The sequence below is a fragment of the Sphingomicrobium aquimarinum genome (assembly GCF_039655735.1).
Lineage (GTDB): Bacteria > Pseudomonadota > Alphaproteobacteria > Sphingomonadales > Sphingomonadaceae > Sphingomicrobium > Sphingomicrobium aquimarinum.
In genome coordinates, this window is record NZ_JBBYXH010000002.1 from 960,573 (window position 1) to 974,676 (window position 14,104).

17 protein-coding genes are annotated in these 14,104 nt (G+C 64.8%); 3 read left to right on the forward strand and 14 right to left on the reverse strand.

Annotation, left to right across the window (positions count from 1 at the left end; genetic code table 11):
- Positions 1-37: 37 nt before the first annotated feature.
- The 14 genes from WJS89_RS11030 to WJS89_RS11095 all read right to left on the reverse strand — a co-directional run bounded on the left by WJS89_RS11030 (position 38) and on the right by WJS89_RS11095 (position 10,032).
- Positions 38-460: a Ros/MucR family transcriptional regulator gene (locus tag WJS89_RS11030; RefSeq protein WP_346340987.1), complete on the reverse strand. Its 423-nt coding sequence runs from the start codon at positions 458-460 to the stop codon at positions 38-40.
- A gap of 83 nt (positions 461-543) precedes the next feature.
- Positions 544-1,041, reverse strand: coding sequence for a GNAT family N-acetyltransferase (locus WJS89_RS11035; protein ID WP_346340988.1), 498 nt, complete (start codon positions 1,039-1,041; stop codon positions 544-546).
- On the reverse strand, positions 1,041-1,652 hold the full coding sequence (tsaB, locus tag WJS89_RS11040; RefSeq protein WP_346340989.1) for a tRNA (adenosine(37)-N6)-threonylcarbamoyltransferase complex dimerization subunit type 1 TsaB: 612 nt from the start codon (positions 1,650-1,652) through the stop codon (positions 1,041-1,043). Before tsaB ends, WJS89_RS11035 begins: the two co-directional genes overlap by 1 nt.
- 101 nt (positions 1,653-1,753) lie before the next feature.
- Positions 1,754-2,332: a NifU family protein gene (locus tag WJS89_RS11045; protein WP_346340990.1), complete on the reverse strand. Its 579-nt coding sequence runs from the start codon at positions 2,330-2,332 to the stop codon at positions 1,754-1,756.
- Between the two features lie 31 nt (positions 2,333-2,363).
- The gene (gene mmsB / locus WJS89_RS11050; protein WP_346340991.1) at positions 2,364-3,266 is read right to left on the reverse strand and encodes a 3-hydroxyisobutyrate dehydrogenase; all 903 of its coding nucleotides are present in this window, start codon (positions 3,264-3,266) and stop codon (positions 2,364-2,366) included.
- On the reverse strand, positions 3,266-3,646 hold the full coding sequence (locus WJS89_RS11055) for a hypothetical protein (protein ID WP_346340992.1): 381 nt from the start codon (positions 3,644-3,646) through the stop codon (positions 3,266-3,268). The genes mmsB and WJS89_RS11055 overlap by 1 nt, the downstream gene beginning before the upstream one ends.
- Complete coding sequence (locus WJS89_RS11060; RefSeq protein ID WP_346340993.1) at positions 3,643-4,416, reverse strand: enoyl-CoA hydratase; 774 nt, start codon at positions 4,414-4,416, stop codon at positions 3,643-3,645. Before WJS89_RS11060 ends, WJS89_RS11055 begins: the two co-directional genes overlap by 4 nt.
- Complete coding sequence (locus WJS89_RS11065; protein WP_346340994.1) at positions 4,413-5,471, reverse strand: enoyl-CoA hydratase/isomerase family protein; 1,059 nt, start codon at positions 5,469-5,471, stop codon at positions 4,413-4,415. Before WJS89_RS11065 ends, WJS89_RS11060 begins: the two co-directional genes overlap by 4 nt.
- Positions 5,468-5,842, reverse strand: coding sequence for a VOC family protein (locus tag WJS89_RS11070; protein ID WP_431994011.1), 375 nt, complete (start codon positions 5,840-5,842; stop codon positions 5,468-5,470). The genes WJS89_RS11065 and WJS89_RS11070 overlap by 4 nt, the downstream gene beginning before the upstream one ends.
- Positions 5,843-5,853: 11 nt before the next feature.
- Positions 5,854-6,996, reverse strand: coding sequence for an acyl-CoA dehydrogenase family protein (locus WJS89_RS11075; protein ID WP_346340996.1), 1,143 nt, complete (start codon positions 6,994-6,996; stop codon positions 5,854-5,856).
- A 43-nt stretch (positions 6,997-7,039) separates the two neighbouring features.
- Complete coding sequence (locus WJS89_RS11080; protein ID WP_346340997.1) at positions 7,040-7,408, reverse strand: hypothetical protein; 369 nt, start codon at positions 7,406-7,408, stop codon at positions 7,040-7,042.
- On the reverse strand, positions 7,401-7,904 hold the full coding sequence (locus WJS89_RS11085) for a hypothetical protein (protein WP_346340998.1): 504 nt from the start codon (positions 7,902-7,904) through the stop codon (positions 7,401-7,403). Before WJS89_RS11085 ends, WJS89_RS11080 begins: the two co-directional genes overlap by 8 nt.
- A gap of 35 nt (positions 7,905-7,939) precedes the next feature.
- The gene (locus WJS89_RS11090; RefSeq protein ID WP_346340999.1) at positions 7,940-8,527 is read right to left on the reverse strand and encodes a polysaccharide deacetylase family protein; all 588 of its coding nucleotides are present in this window, start codon (positions 8,525-8,527) and stop codon (positions 7,940-7,942) included.
- Positions 8,528-8,532: 5 nt separating this feature from the next.
- Positions 8,533-10,032 (reverse strand): CoA-acylating methylmalonate-semialdehyde dehydrogenase, encoded by a 1,500-nt coding sequence (locus WJS89_RS11095; protein WP_346341000.1) that lies wholly within the window; start codon positions 10,030-10,032, stop codon positions 8,533-8,535.
- Between the two features lie 91 nt (positions 10,033-10,123).
- On the opposite strand from WJS89_RS11095, the gene WJS89_RS11100 reads away from it, so the two are divergent.
- Genes WJS89_RS11100 through WJS89_RS11110 form a run of 3 tightly spaced genes read left to right on the forward strand, consistent with a single transcriptional unit; the run spans position 10,124 to position 14,077 of the window.
- Positions 10,124-11,527 carry a M20/M25/M40 family metallo-hydrolase gene (locus tag WJS89_RS11100; RefSeq protein WP_346341001.1) on the forward strand — a complete coding sequence of 468 codons (1,404 nt, stop codon included), beginning with the start codon at positions 10,124-10,126 and terminating at the stop codon, positions 11,525-11,527.
- Between the two features lie 39 nt (positions 11,528-11,566).
- On the forward strand, positions 11,567-13,843 hold the full coding sequence (gene rnr, locus WJS89_RS11105; RefSeq protein ID WP_346341002.1) for a ribonuclease R: 2,277 nt from the start codon (positions 11,567-11,569) through the stop codon (positions 13,841-13,843).
- A gap of 57 nt (positions 13,844-13,900) precedes the next feature.
- Positions 13,901-14,077: a YegP family protein gene (locus tag WJS89_RS11110; protein ID WP_346341003.1), complete on the forward strand. Its 177-nt coding sequence runs from the start codon at positions 13,901-13,903 to the stop codon at positions 14,075-14,077.
- Positions 14,078-14,104 lie beyond the last annotated feature (27 nt).

Sequence of the window (14,104 nt, forward strand, 5' to 3'; positions counted from 1 at the left end):
CTGAGCGCCGCTGCCCCTTTCTGATAGGACACTGGTTTTACTTGCGCTTGCCGCGCTTCGCCTTGGTGCCGAGACCGATCTTCTTGGCAAGCTCGCGCCGCTGCTGCGCGTAATTGGGGGCGACCATCGGATAGTCGGCAGGAAGATTCCATTTCTGCCGATATTCATCGGGGGTCATGTTGTAATGCGTCATCAGGTGACGCTTGAGCATCTTCAACTTCTTCCCGTCCTCGAGGCAGACGATATAGTCGGGCTTGATCGAGGCGCGCACCGAAACGGCGGGCTTCAGTTCTTCCTGCTTTTCCTGACCGCCCTTGTGCAACTTGTCGAGCGCCCCATGCACATTCTCGATGAGCTGGGGCACGTCGCCGACCGCGACGAGGTTGTTGGAAAGATGCGCCGAGACGATTTCGGCGGTCAGAGCGACGAGCGTGTCGTCGCGGAAATCTTCGTCTTCCATATTTCTTCTGTTTCCGAGCTAGAGGACTTCGTTTCCTGGCGGGATTGCGAAAGTCCCGCCCGAAACGAACGATGTGCTGCCGATTAAGAGCCAGTCGGGTCGATGTAAAGGCTGTAAGTCAGCGCGTCGTGTCGCGTATCGCCCGCGCTGCGATAGTAATCGCATCGACGACCAGCAAGACGAAAGCCCGCACGTTCGTAGAACTGGACAGCGCGATTGCCGTCGCGCACTTCGAGATGCAGTCGAGCGGCACCTTCGCTTCGGGCTTGTGCCATGAACAGGTCCAGCAATGCCGCGCCGACGCCTTGTCCTTGCGACTTCGGCCCGACCGCGAGCAGCAGCAGTTCGCTGTCGTCGATGATCGTGCGCCAGAGCGCGAACCCCAGAGCGCGGCCCTTCGGATCACGCGCAAGCCAGAGGACGACGCCGCGCATCGGCAGGATCCCTGCGCATTGCGAACGGCTCCAGGCTTCGCCGTAGGCGGGATCGAAGGCGCTCTCCATGACCTGCATCACGTCGTCGAGATCATCGAAACAACCACGTTCCAGCAGGAGCTCGTGCGGGCGCGGCTGCGTGGCCATCAGGCGGCTTTCGGCTTGGCGTCGGGTGGACGCACGTAAAGCGGCGCGGGGTCGAGCCGTGCAGCGCTTTCACCGAGCAGGCGGGCATTGCGCGCGAGGGGATCGAGAATCATGACCTCGCCCCCGGCGCCTGCGTCGGCGAGCGCCTGTGCGGCGGGGCCGGCGAGCAGCGGGCGGTCATGGTCGCGGGCGGCGTGTTCGGGCGGCAGACTTTGCGCTGCGCCCGACGGATGGCCCTTGGCATCGAAGCCCTGCACGAACACTTCGCCGTGGCCGCCCTGCATGACAGCGGTCACGCCCTCGACCTCCCGCTCGGCGAGCGCGGTTGCCGCGATCACGGCGAGCGAGGAGAAACCGTGCAGCGGCACCTGCCAGCCGATCGAGAGCCCCTGCGCCGCAGCGATACCGACGCGGATGCCCGTGAAGCTCCCGGGGCCAACCGATACCAGGATACGCGCGGGAATGCGGTCGTCGAGAAGGTCGTCGATCAGCGGAACCAGTCGTTCGGCGTGACCACGACCCAGCCGTTCCTCGCGCGTGTCGACGAGGACATCGCCGTCGATCAACGCTGCTGAACACATGCCGGTCGAGGTTTCGATGGCCAGGATCATGCCGCTATCGCTTTTCCCTTTGTTGACGCCATGGGACGCCGAGTCGTCAGCACGACACGCTTTTCATGAAAAGGCAAGGCTACGCGCGGCGAGGCGCGTCGTCAGATCGCTTCGACGCTCGTCACCTCGGGAACATAATGCTTGATCAGTCCCTCGATGCCGTTCTTCAATGTGATGGTGCTCGACGGGCAGCCTGCGCAGGCGCCCTGCAGCGCGAGATAAACGTGGCCCGACTTGTAGCCGCGATAGACGATATCCCCGCCATCCTGCGCTACCGCGGGGCGCACGCGGGTTTCGATCAATTCCTTGATCTGCGCGATGATGTCCTCGTCGGCGGGATCTTCCTCGACCGCGAATTCCTCAGCGGGCGCGACATGGATGTCGGCCGCGCTGCCGGGCTTGAACAATGGGCTCTCGGTGAGGAAATGATCCATCAGGATCTGCAGCACCTCGGGTTCGAGGTCGATCCACTCGATCGTCGGCGCCGCGCTCACCGATACGAAATCACGCCCGAAATAGACGCCGTCGACCATTCCCGTCGCAAAGATCGCCTCGGCCAGCGGACTGATCTCGGCGCTCTCCGGTGTCGGAAAATCGCGCCCTCCCGATTCCATGACGGTGCGACCCGGCAGGAACTTGCGGGTGGAGGGGTTGGGCGTCTTTTCGGTCTGGATCAGCATGAAGACGATGTGGGGCGGGGGGCCCCGCCGATCAACCCTGCTTGTCGCCCTTCCAGCTGTCGTCGATCATCTTAATGATGGCGGAGAAATCCTTCGGTCCGCCGCCGATGTCGACGAAACGCTCGTACAATTCCTCCGCCTCGCCGCCCATCGGGGTATAGGCGCCGGAAGCCTTGGCGGCGTCCATCGCAAGCTTGAGGTCCTTGAGCATCAGCGCGGCGGCGAACCCGCCCGCATAGTCGCGGTCGGCGGGGGTTTCGGGGCCGACGCCGGGGACGGGGCAATAACTCGTCATCGACCAGCTCTGACCCGAGGCCTGCGAGGAAATGTCGTAGAAGGTCTGAAGGTCGAGGCCGAGCTTCTCGGCCAGCGCAAAGGTCTCCGCGGTGGCGGCCATGGTGGCGCCCAGGAGCATGTTGTTACAGATCTTGGCGGCCTGTCCGGCGCCCGCGTCCCCCGCGTGGATCACGGCCTTGCCCATCTTGTCGAGGATCGGCTGCGCCTTGCCGAACGCCTCTTCGGTGCCGCCGACCATGAAGGTGAGCGTCCCCGCATCCGCCGCCGCGATGCCGCCCGAAACAGGAGCGTCGACCATCGCGAGGCCCGCGTCGGCAGCTCGGCTTGCGACTTGGCGCGCGGTGGCGACGTCGATGGTCGAGCAGTCGATCAGGATCGCATGCTTGTCGGCATTGGGAATGACGCTCTCGGCATAGACGCTCGAGACATGCTTGCCCGCAGGAAGCATGGTGACGATCGCTTCGGCGCCCGTGACCGCCGCGACCGCATCGCTGACGGGCGTGCAGCCATTGTCGCGCGCCTTGGCGAGCGCGTCGTCGGAAAGGTCGAACGCCATGACCTCATGCCCCGCCTTGGCAAGATTCGCGGCCATCCCGCCGCCCATGTTCCCCAATCCGATGAATGCGATCTTTGCCATCAAATATCTCCAATCCAATCTTCGCCCTTTGGAGTAATGACGAAGTAAGAAGGTTTGCCTTCGACGAACTCGACGAAATTTTGGTCGAGCAGCCGCTTCATGACGGATCGATCAAGCCAAACCCTCTTCTTCCGCAAGGGTAAACCGACCGCCCAAATTTTGCTGTCACTTGCGAGCCAGCGATACGTTCGTAGATATGCCTTCGATCGTCCCGTATCTGCAGCTTCGTTAGGTTTGAGATTGTGAAGCCACCACGCTTCAGTATTTCCGTTCTCATTAAACCCGACTTGGACGCCATACGTCGACGCCGTGTGAAGGCCGACGCCGCGCAATTCCGCGTCTAGGCGCGACTTATACTCGATTTCAGAAGCCCGGCTCACCGCGCCTTCCAGTTCCCCGGGCGTTTCTCGACGAACGCCTTCATGCCTTCGCTCTGGTCTTCGGTGCCGAAGAGGCCGTGGAAGAGGCGGCGTTCGAAGTTGATGCCTTCGGCGAGCGTCATCTCGTAGGCGGCGTTGACCATTTCCTTGTTCGCCATCGCGGCGAGGGGGGCCATGCCCGCGATGGTGGCGGCGGTCTTCAGCGCTTCGTCGAGCATGCTGTCGGCGGGGAGGACCTTGGCAACGAGGCCCGAGGACAGGGCTTCGTCTGCGCCCATCATCTCGCCCGTCAGGCACATGTGCATCGCCTTGGCCTTGCCGATGGCGTGGGTCAGGCGCTGGCTGCCGCCCATGCCGGGGGTGACGCCCAGCTTGATCTCGGGCTGGCCGAACTTGGCGCTGTCGGCGGCGATGATGAAGTCGGCCATCATCGCGACCTCGCAGCCGCCGCCCAAGGCGAAGCCCGCTACCGCGGCGATCCACGGCTTGCGGGTGCGGGTGACCTGCTCCCAGCCCTTGAAGAAGTCTGAGCGATACATGTCTGCGAAGGACTGGTCCTGCATCTCCTTGATGTCGGCGCCCGCCGCGAACGCCTTTTCGCTACCGGTGAGGACGAGGCAGCGCTGGCTGTCGTCGGCGTCGTATGCCGCGAATGCGTCCTGCAATTCGGACAGCACCTGGCTGTTCAACGCGTTCAGCGCCTTCGGGCGGTTCAACGTGACGAGCGTGACGGCGTCACGCTGTTCGACGAGGATGGTTTCGTAGCTCATTGCTGGGCCTCCGGATGCGGCGTCCATTGTTGGTTTTGGGGGAGCGGAGCGAAAAGGTCATCGACCATCGCCTGCGGCACCTCGGCGGGCGTGGGCGGATCGAACTTGGGCTCGTTGTCCTTGTCGACCAGCAGCGCGCGCACGCCCTCGATGAAATCGTGGGTGCGCACGACCCTGCTCGCCAACGCATATTCATGCTGCATCTCGTCGGCAAAATCCTCGCGCCCCGCGCCGTCGCGGACGAGGCGCAGCGAGACCTTGAGCGAAAGCGGCGACTTGGTGCCGATCGTGTCGCGCTCGGCCGAAGCCCAGTCGCTTTCGCCATTCTCGAGGCTTTCGCAGATCGCCTCGACGCTATCGTGGCTGAAGTGCTTGGCGATGAGACCGAGATTGTCCTCGATCCGCGCGGGCGGCGGTGTGGACGAGGCATTGCCGAGCGCGCCCTGCATCCGCGCCGGGGCGGCGACCAGACGTTCCTTCAAATCCTCCAGATCGGCGCTCGCGACATAATGCGTTGCGAGGCCGAGATAATGGCATTCGGCCCCGTCGAGACGCGCGCCCGTCAACGCCATGAATTCGCCGACATGCCCGTTGAGCCGCGAGAGATAATAGCCGCCGCCGACGTCCGGGAACAGGCCGATCCCCGTTTCGGGCATGGCGAGCCGCGTATTCTCGGTCGCGACGCGGTAGGTGCAGGGAAGCGAGATGCCCACGCCGCCGCCCATGGTGATGCCGTCCATGATCGCGACGACGGGTTTGGCGTAGGTGAAAAGGAGATGGTTGAGCCGATATTCGGCGTGGAAGAAGGCGGCCGCTTCCTTCCCGTCCGACTTGCCGGACTTGTAAAGCGCGACGACGTCCCCGCCGGCGCAGAAACCGCGCCCCGAGGCATGGTCGATCATGACGGCGTCGATGTCGCTATCGTCCTGCCATTCGATGAGACAGGCGCTCATCGCCTCGCACATTTCCTGCGTCAGCGCATGGATGGCTTCGGGACGGTTGAGCGAGAGGATGCCGAGGCGGCCCTCGCGGCGGGCGATGATCTGGTCGGTCATGATACTTCTTTTGGTTCGATGAGGTCCCAGCGGTTGCCGTAGGGATCCTCGAAAACGGCGACGGTGCCGTAGGTCTCTTGGCGGGGTTCTTCGACGAAGGCGACGCCTGCGCCGGTCAGCCGGTCGTGGGCGGCGGCGAAATCGTCGCAATGGACGAACCAGCCGACACGGCCTCCGGTCTGGTTGCCGATGGCGGCTTGCTGTGCGGGCTTGGTGGCCTTGGCAAGAAGCAGCTTGCCGCCCGTCTCGCTGCCGACGACGACCCAGCGCTTGCCCTCGCCCATGTCCTTGTCCTCGAGAAGCCCAAGGCCGAGCGGACCGGTGAAGAAGGCGATGGCGCGGTCGTAGTCGGGGACGACCAGGGTGGTCATGTCCAGACGCATCACTGTCTCAACATGTCGCGGCTGACGATCATGCGCATGATCTGGTTGGTGCCCTCGAGGATCGAGTGGACGCGAAGGTCGCGCCAGAACCGTTCGATCGGATAGTCCTGCAAGTAGCCGTAACCGCCATGGAGCTGGAGCGCGCGGTCGACGACGCTCGACCCCGTGTCGGTCGCCAGACGCTTGGCCATGGCGGCGAAGCGGGTCTTGTCCGGAGCGTTCTCGGTCACCTTCACAGCGGCGGCGTAGAGCAGCTGGCGCGCCGCCTGAAGTTCGGTTTCCATGTCGGCGAGCACGAACTGCGTGTTCTGGAAGTCGGCGATGGCCTTGCCGAACTGGACACGTTCCTTCGTGTAGGCGACCGCCTCGTCGAGACAACGCTGCGCACCGCCCAAGGAACAGGCACCGATATTGAGACGGCCGCCGTCGAGGCCCATCATGGCGATGCGGAAACCCTCGCCCTCAGCGCCGAGGCGATTGGAAACGGGCACGCGGACATTGTCGAGATTGACCTGGCGAGTGGGCTGCGAGTGCCAGCCCAGCTTCTTCTCGTTGGCGCCGAAGCTGACGCCTTCCATGTCCTTTTCGATGACGAGCGCGGTGATGCCCTTGGGGCCCGCCTCGCCCGTGCGGGTCATGACGACATAGACCTCGTTTTCGCCCGCGCCGGAGATGAAGGCCTTGGAACCCGAGACGATATAATGGTCGCCCTCAAGCACGGCCTTGGTCTTCAAGGCGGCGGCATCGGAGCCCGAGGAAGGCTCGGTCAGACAATAGCTCGCCATTCGCTCCATGCCGATGAGGCTGGGGAGATACTTCTCCTTGAGCGCATCGTCGCCGAAGCGGTCGATCATCCAGGCAGCCATGTTGTGGATCGAGATGAAGGCACTGGTGGAGGGGCAGCCATAGGCCATCGCTTCCATGATCAGGGCGGCTTCGAGACGCCCCAATCCGATGCCCCCCGATTCCTCGGAGACGTAGATCGAGCCGAAGCCCAATTCGGCCGCCTGCCGGATCGTGTCCTTGGGGAAGATATGCTCTTCGTCCCACTTGGCGGCGTGCGGCGTGATCTCGTCGGCGGTGAATTTCTGCGCCATTTCGAAGATCTGGCGCTGGTCGTCTGTCAGGTCGAACTGGTTCATGGCGGCGGGACTAGCGGCGCAGCGGCGGCAAGGGAAGGGGGGCCTAGTCGCAGCGGCGGTAAACCGTCGCTTGCGCGGGTTCGTCGGGCCAGCGAACGAGCGCGTCCTCGTCAAGCAGGATGGTTTCGCCGTTCGCCAGCGTCAGGCGGTCGCCCTCGCGGTCGGTCACGGCATGGCTCGTCCCGCGATCGGTGAGGCCGGCATCGGAGATCTCGACGAATTCGGTCATGTAGCGGTTGTCGGCGTCGCAGTCCGCAGCGGTCACGCCGTAGCGGATCGTATCGCCCCCACGCGTGTCGCTCGGGGCGATCTCCGCGGGCTCGTCGTAACCGAGCGTGCCGCCCTCGTCTTCCCCCGGCAATTCGGTGCAGGCGGCGAGCGCAAGCAGGGCGAAAGGCGCGACCCTAAGCATCGGGACAGCGGCGATAGCGGATCGTCCCGTCGTTGGCGCCGCCGACGATGCTGCGCCGCAAGGTCCGCCCTTCGTCGCTGACCGCGAAACGCTCGCGTGCGCTTGTGGGCGTGTCGGCATAAGTGGTGTCGAAAGTCGCGAAGATCGAGTTGCGACTCTGGGTATCGACCTCGACGATCCGCCCGCCCGTCTCGAACAGCGAATAACCGTCCTCGCGGATGGTGATGACCTTGTCGAAGGCATAAGCGGGGTCGCACGCCTGACCCGACGGATCGGGGTCGCCGACCGCGGCTTCGGCATAGGTACCGCGCATCGCGAGCGGCATGGTGCCGGGCTCGGCGCGCGCTTCAGAGGAGGCGTCCGCATCGCCCTCACTAACACCCGAATTTTCGACGGCGTCGTTTGTCGGGTCGGATTGCGTCTCAACATCGCTGTCGGAGGTGTCGCAGGCGGCAAGCGAGAGAAGCAGCGCTACCGGGAAAAGGAATGTCTTCATGAGCGCATCAATGCTTCGGCCACGATTTCGATGCCTCAGTCGTCCGACCTGACGACGCGCGTCTCAAACACTCGGTCCATCATCCAGAGCGACATCCAGATGGGCGAGAGCGGGGGCTGGACGGTGACGTAACCGTTCATGAGGCCGCGCTCGGCGAGCCCTCCGCGCACTGCATCGCGCTTGGCTTTGTCGCTGCCACCTTCGTCGAGGTAGGGGAGGCGGAACCACGGTCGGGTGCCGGGGCGACCCTCGAGCCAGGCGGATGCGCGGTCGATGTCGGCGAGATAGTCTTCGGCGCTCGTCGTGTTGAGATGCGGGTGGCTGAAGCTGTGGTTGGCGAGGACATGGCCCGCTTCGACATACGCACTGATCCGCGCCTCGCCGCCCGCGCCGTCCGTGGTGGCGAGGCGACCGGGGTTCACGAAGAATGCGGCCTGCTCGACGCCCGCCTCGTCGAGCGCGGCAATGAGCCTATCGGTGCGCTCGTCGGGCGTGAAGAACGCGCCGGCCTGCCGCGGAATGTCGTCGAAAGTCAGCGCCACGCGCTTCGTGTCGGGCGCGGGATGCGCCGTCGCGGCCGACGCCCAGAACAGGACGGCGGCCGCGACGAAGATCCGCAGCATTGGGATCAGCCCATCGTGGGAATGACGAAGGCATCCTTGTTGTCGCCATCGGCCGTGCCGTCGGGCCAGCGCTGGGTGACGGTCTTGCGCTTGGTCCAGAACTGGACACCTTCGGTGCCGTGCTGTCCCACATCGCCGAAGCCCGAACGCTTCCATCCGCCGAAGGTGTGGTAGCTGACGGGTACGGGGATCGGCACATTGACGCCCACCATCCCGACCTTCACCCGGCTGGCGAATTCGCGTGCGGCGTGTCCGTTGCGGGTGAAGATGGCGACGCCGTTGCCGTACTGGTGGTCGCTCGGCAGGCGCACGGCCTCCTCGAAGTCCTTGGCGCGCACGATCTGGAGAACGGGGCCGAAGATCTCTTCCTTGTAGCTCTCCATGTCGGATTTGACATGGTCGAACAGGGTGGGGCCCACGAACCAGCCGTCGGTGCCCTGCAGTTCGAGGCCGCGCCCGTCGATGACGAGCTCGCCGCCCTCGGCCTCGCACTTGCCGATCCACTCTTCGACCTTGGCGCGATGCTCTTTGGTGACAACGGGGCCGTAATGCGCCTCGTCATCGGTCGATACGCCGACACGCAGGCCCTTGATGGCAGGAATGAGCTTGTCGCGCAGACGCTCGGCGGTGTCCTCGCCTACGGGAACGACGACGGGCAGCGCCATGCAGCGTTCGCCCGCCGACCCGAAGGCCGCGCCGGTCAGGTCGTTGACGACCTGGTCGAGGTCGGCGTCGGGCATGACGACGCCGTGGTTTTTCGCGCCGCCAAAGGCCTGGACACGCTTCCCGTTGGCCGTGCCGGTCGAGTAGATATATTCGGCGATGGCAGAGGAGCCCACAAAGCTGACGCCCGCGATGTCGGGATTGTGGAGGATGGCATCGACCATCTCCTTGTCGCCGTTGACGACGTTGAGAATGCCGTCGGGAAGGCCCGCTTCGACCATCAGTTCGGCGAGGCGGACGGGGACGCTGGGATCGCGCTCGGAGGGCTTCAGGATGAAGGCATTGCCTGCCGCGATCGCGGGCCCGAACATCCACATCGGGATCATCGCGGGGAAGTTGAACGGGGTGATGCCCGCGCCGATTCCGATAGGCTGGCGCATCGAATAGACGTCGATGCCGGGGCCCGCGCCCTGGCTGTAGTCGCCCTTCATGAGATGCGGGATGCCGCAACAGAATTCGATGACGTCCAGCCCGCGCTGCACGTCGCCGCGCGCGTCGGCGACGACCTTGCCGTGCTCGGATGCGAGCAGTTCGGCAAGGCTGTCCATCTCGGCTTCGACAAGCTCCTTGTACTGGAAGAAGACCCGCGCCCGCTTCTGCGGGTTCATCGCGGCCCATTCGGGCTGGGCGGCCTTGGCGGCATCGACCGCCTGGGCGAGCAGATCGGCGTCACCCAATCCCACTTCGGCCTGTTGCTTGCCTTCCGACGGGTTCCAGACGGGATGCTTGCGGGTGCCGGACGAGACGGCCTTGCCATTGATAAAGTGGTCGATGCTGCGCATGGTCGGTTCTCCTGAAAATTTGGCCGCTGCCTACCGGAGCGATACGCGCTTGGAAAGGCGGGGGGCATGAACTTCTCGTTGGAGAAACGCCTTGCGCATCCTGTCCGTTTCGCTTGCCGCCCTGCTTGCCACTCCGGCTGTCGCGCAGGATCACCACCATGAGGGGCAAGAAGATCACCATGCAGACAATGCCGCACGGCTCGCGGCATTGTCGGCGGACGTCAGCGAGGCGCGGCTGCGCGCCGATCTCGAGGCGATGGTCGGCTTCGGCACGCGGCACACGCTGTCGAGCCAGGACGATCCCGAGCGGGGCGTGGGCGCGGCCGTCGACTGGGTACTGGGCGAGATGGGGCGGATCGGGCTCGAACCCGTCAAGGTGTGCGACACAGTCACGGTGCCGCCGCGCATCCCGACGGCGACGCGCGTCTGCAACGCGGTCGGCATCAAGCGCGGGACGAGCCGCCCCAATGACGTCGTCATCTTCACCGCGCATCTCGACAGCCGCGTGAGCGATGTCATGAATTCCACCGCCGACGCGCCGGGCGCCAACGACAGCGCGAGCGGAGTCGCTGGTGGCCTCGAAGTCGCGCGGCTGCTGGCCGACGAGCGGTTCGATGGCACGATCATCATCGCGGCGCTGACCGGCGAGGAGCAGGGGTTGGTGGGCGCGAGGATCCTCGCCGACTATGCCAAGGCTGAAGGCTGGAACGTGATCGCCAACCTCAACAACGACATGATCGGCGCCAATTGCGGATCGGACGGCATTTGCGAGCCCGATGTCATCCGTGTCTTTTCCGAAGGGCCGCGGCGGCAGGGCAACGACGAGGCGATGCGCGCCGCGATGCACCGGCTGGGCGGCGAGAACGATGCACCCAGCCGCAACCTGTCGCGGTGGCTCGACGATCTCGCCGACAAGGTGGATGTCGGCCTCGACGTGCGGCAGGTGTGGCGAACCGACCGCTGGGGCCGGGGCGGCGATCATATCCGCTTCCTGGAGGCCGGCTATCCGGCGGTCCGCGTGACGGTCCCCGTGGAAGATTACGACCACCAGCATCAGGACGTGCGGACGGAGGACGGGACCTTCTACGGTGACGTGATCGACGAACTGGATTTTGCCTACATGGCGAAGGCCACACGGCTCAACACCGCGGCGCTGGCGGCACTGGCGAAGGCCCCGCCGCCGCCGATGGGCGTGGAAGCAGCGGGCGCGGTGCAGACCGATACGACGCTGACGTGGAATGCGGTGCCGAGCGCGCATCATTACAAGGTCGTGTGGCGCCGCACCGACGCGAGCAATTGGGGCAAGGAGCATGCGCGCGCCGATGCGGCGAACTGCAATGCCGAGGGGCAATGCAAACTGGTGCTCGAGGGCGTGCGTGTCGATGACTGGATGTTCGGCGTCGCGGCGGCCAGCGCGGACCATTTCTACAGCCCCGTCGTTTCAGCCGTACCGGGGGGCGATTTCGCGCCCGTCGAACGGGCCGGCGACGAGTAGATTTGCTTTCGCGGCACAGCGACACCATCTGGGGGGCGAATGAATACACCAAAGAAACGCAAATCGCCCCGCCGCAAGACGCCGCAGGGGCTTCCGACTCAACAACAGATCCTAGACTTCATCGAGCGCGCCGACACCGCCGTCGGCAAGCGCGAGATCGCGAAGGAATTCAAGCTTCGCGGACCCGACAAGATCGCGCTCAAGGCCCTGCTCAAGGACATGGCCGACGAAGGGCTGATTGACCATTCCCCGGGGCGCGCTTTCCACAAGATGGGTGGCGTACCGCGGGTGACCGTACTGCGAGTGGTCTCGACCGACGACGGGCAGGTGCTCGCCGAACCCGAGCAGTGGCAGGCCGAAGGCAAGCCGCCGCGACTGCGGATTCTCGAGCGCGGCAAGAGCAGCGCGCTGTCGGTCAACGACCGCGTGCTCGCGCGCACCGAAGAGCGCGGTAACGGCCAGGTCGCGCACGTCATGAAGAAGCTCGCTCGTTCGGCCGAGATGCTGATGGGCGTGGTGCGCAAGGAAGGCTCGCGCTTCTTCCTCGCGGCGATCGACAAAAAGGTGCGCGACGTCTTCGAGTTGACCGACCTCGGCGACGCGGACGTCGGCGACCTCGTGCTGGCCGAACCGTTCGGCAAGGGCCGGGTGAAGAAGGCCAAGGTCGATGCGGTGCTCGGCGATCCGTTCGCGCCGAAGGCTTTTTCGCTGATCGCGATCCACAAGTACGGCATCCGCAATCGCTTTCCCGACGAAGTGCTCAAGGAGGCCGAGAAGGTCGCAAAGCAGGATCTGGGCGAACGCGAGGACCTGACGCATCTGCCGATCGTCGCGATCGACCCGGTCGATGCGCGCGACCATGACGATGCCATCTGGGCGGCACCCGACGATGACGAAAAGAACCCCGGGGGCTACAAGATCGTCGTCGCGATCGCGGACGTCAGCTTCTACGTGCGCCCCGGCAGCGAGCTCGACCGCGAGGCCTTGAAACGCGGCAATTCGACCTATTTCCCCGACCGCGTCGTGCCGATGCTGCCCGAGGAACTGTCGGCGGGCATCTGCTCGCTGAAGGAAGGCGCCGACCGTGCGGCGATGGTCGCGCACATCACCGTCGACAGCGGTGGGAACATCAAGTCGCAGCGCTTCAGCCGCGCGCGCGTGCGGATCGCGGCGAACATCGCCTACGAGGACGCACAGGCCGCGATCGACGGCGAGGAAACGGGTGTCGAGCAGGAAATTCTCGACACGGCGTTGAAGCCGCTGTGGCAGGCGTGGGCCGTGCTCAAACAGGCACGCGATGCCCGCGAGCCGCTGGAGCTGGACCTGCCCGAACGACGCGTCGAACTCGACGAGAAGGGGCGCATTACCTCGGTGGCGGCGCGTGAGCGACTGGACGCACACCGGCTGGTCGAGGATTATATGATCCTCGCCAATGTCGCGGCGGCCAAGGCTATCGAGAAGAAGAAGCGTCCCGTGATGTATCGCATCCACGAGACGCCCGACCGCGAGAAGCTGACCGGCCTCAAGGACTATCTCGACACGTTCGATATCTCGTTCGCGCTGGGACAGGTCGTGCGGCCCAAGACATTCAACGCCATCCTCAACAAGATCGGCCCCGATCACGAGAACGTCCACGAGATCACCATTCAGATCCTGCGGAGCCAGATGCAGGCGCGCTACGGCATCGAACCGCTGGGGCATTTCGGGCTGGCGCTCGGCAGCTACGCGCATTTCACCTCGCCCATTCGCCGCTATGCCGACCTTGTCGTCCACCGGACGCTGGTCGAGAGCTACAATCTCGGGCCGGGCGGCACCGCCAAGAATGACGCCGCCGAATTCGCCAAGATCGGCGAGATCATCTCGGGGCTCGAGCGCCGCTCGATGGAGGCCGAACGCGACACGGTCGACCGCTATGTCGCCGCCTATCTGGCCGACCGCGTGGGCCAGATCGTCAAGGCGCGGATCACCGGCGTCCAGCCATTCGGCTTCTTCGCCACGGTCGAGGATCTGGGCGGTGACGGCCTCGTGCTCGCCAAGACGCTGGGCCGCGAATATTTCCGCTACGACGAAAAGCGCCAGGCGCTGATCGGCGACAAGAGCGGCGACGAGTTCGTCGGTGGGCAGAAGCTCGAATTGAAGCTGGTCGAAGCCGATCCGGTATCAGGCGCGCTGCGCTTCGAACTGCCGGAGGGCAGCTACGGCGGCGACAGTCAGGACGGGCCGCGCAAGAAGCGTCGCGACGATCGGCGGACGGGCTCGCGTGCCCGCAAGAAGGATGGCGGCGGACGGCGCAAGGGCGGCAAGAAGGGCGGTTGACGCCCCGCCTCCCGACCGACAGGCTGGGGCTCCCACTCATCAGCCGGGAGATGATCGATGGCGCACAAGTTCCACATGTGGAAGGACAAGCGCGGCGAGACGCGCGTCGCGTTCATGTACAATGGCGAGAAGATCTGGACGACCGAGGGCTACAGCTCGAAGGCGTCGGCCAAGAATGCTATCGAAAGCATTCTGAAAAACGGGCCCGCCGCCGAGATCGTCGACGAGGCCTGAGACCGGTCTTTCGGACCCATCGAGCCC